Origin of the sequence: Bartonella sp. AP3QHHD, assembly GCF_042195765.1 — a bacterium.
Taxonomy (GTDB): Bacteria; Pseudomonadota; Alphaproteobacteria; order Rhizobiales; family Rhizobiaceae; genus Bartonella.
The window spans coordinates 1-2,055 of sequence record NZ_JBHIPC010000041.1; the positions used below are offsets into that span (position 1 = coordinate 1).

At 38.3% G+C, this 2,055-nt stretch carries 1 pseudogene; it reads left to right on the forward strand.

Annotated features, from left to right (window positions below):
- Window positions 1-199 precede the first annotated feature (199 nt).
- A pseudogene (locus ACFIL7_RS02325) lies at window positions 200-2,055 on the forward strand (autotransporter outer membrane beta-barrel domain-containing protein); the annotation flags it as partial.

The window sequence follows — 2,055 nt, forward strand, 5'->3', positions numbered from 1 at the left end:
AAACAATGTAACCGTCACTAAAGCGACAACAGGCATATTTGCTAATAATAACTCCACAATAACAGTCTCTGGAGGTTCATTTGATTCAAAACAAGCAACAATATTTGCGCAAAACGGCAGCACAATCACTATAAATGATTCTAAAATTACATCATCTGATAACACTGGGCTCCGGGCAAAAGACAATGGCACCATCAAAATGACGAAAGGAAAAGTTAAAGGAGGAATTTATGCAGCATTAACTGCTGAAAACGGTGGACATATTAATGTTACAGATGTTTCTCTCTCAGTAGCCACAGGTGGTGGAGCTGGTGCAAATGCCAGCGGACCTAATAGTATGATCGAATTGCACGGAACAGAAATTGATCATGCTTTTCTTGGGCTTTATGCAGAAAAAAATGCTATAATTAAAATGACCGGAGGAACTATTACAACTTCTACAGTTGGTGCTACCTTTTATGACAGTAAAAACAATGAAAATAAGTTGGAAGATGTGACAATATCGAGCAGTCAAAAAGATGAAACAGTGGTGTTTACAGGATTAAATTCCCAAGCAAGCAATGTCACTTTAAAAAATGTACACATTACAAATGCAAAATTCGGCGTATATGCAATGGATCATTCTAAAATCAAAATATCAGGAGGATCATTTGTTGGAAACGATATAGGGATTAACGCAGAGAGTGGCAGCACCATTGCTTTAAACAACAATGTTACAGTCGCATCATCTAGTGGTAATGGACTCCGTGCAGATGGTTCAGGATCTAAGATCACAATGGCAGGAGGAAAAGTAACAACAATAGGGAATACACAAACTGCATTATTTGCAGAAAAAGGTGGACAAATTGATGCCACGAATGTTGCTTTAACAACAGATGGCAAAGGAACCGGTGTAGAGTCCTTTGGTCCTGATAGCACAATTGAATTGCATGGCGATACAACAATTAACAATACTTTGAACGGTCTTGGAGCAGTTAATGGTGGTAAAATTACCAGTGAAAATTTAACCGTAGTCGGTGGTGAAACAATTGATCAAGACACCGACAAAAGCCGCTCTGGTGTATGGACAACGGACGCAGGGAGTGAAATTACGTTAACGGGCAAAACATCTATTAAAAATGTTGATGAAGGTTTTTATGCAGATGGTGGGAGTAAAATCATTAGCGGAGATTTAACAATAACCGGTGGTGAAAGTAAAAAAATAACCGTTGGTGTAAACGTTGCGGAGCCTGATAGTGCTATCGAATTAAATGGTAAAACAACCATTCAAAATTTTGATGTTGCTCTTACCGCAGGAAATAATAGCACAATTAAGATGATTAATGATGATATTGAAGCAGCACAGAATGCCATAGAAAACCAAATAGAAGCAAAAAAAATTGCACTAGTCGTAGCATATGGTGGACATATTGATCTCACAGATGTTTCTTTAACAGCAGGAGTTAGCGGCGTACAGTTCTTAGATCTCTTTGGTACCAAACTCGATGAATCAGATGATTCAAAAAAACATCCAAGTAGTGAAATTAATTTAACCAATGCAGATATTCACGTTGAAAATGGTACAGGAGTTCTCGTTGGGGCTCTCACTAACGATAACATTGAAGATACTCAAGAATTGTCAATCGGTACGCTCAATCTTAAAGATTCAAAAATTCATGCTGACGTATTATTAGGAGATGGCATTTTTTGGGACAAAATGTCATGGAAAGATAAAGAGTGGTGGGATGGTAAAGAGGTTAAAGCGATCTCCAACGGCACCTTCACCTTAAGCGCAGATCAGTCTATTCTAGAGGGCAGAGCAAATATTGCTAAAGACAGAAATGTGCACTTTGATCTAAAAAATAAGACAACATGGACGTTGAAAACCAGCACAAACGAAAAAGATGATGATGGCAATCTGCTTGATATCGCTCAAAGATCTCGTTCTGATATTTCCACGCTTAATCTCGATAACAGCTCCATTGTTTTTGAGAAACCAACAGACGATCACTACCAAACATTGCATATAGGTTCTGGTAAACCAGACACGCAAGAAGTCTACAATGCAACGGATGA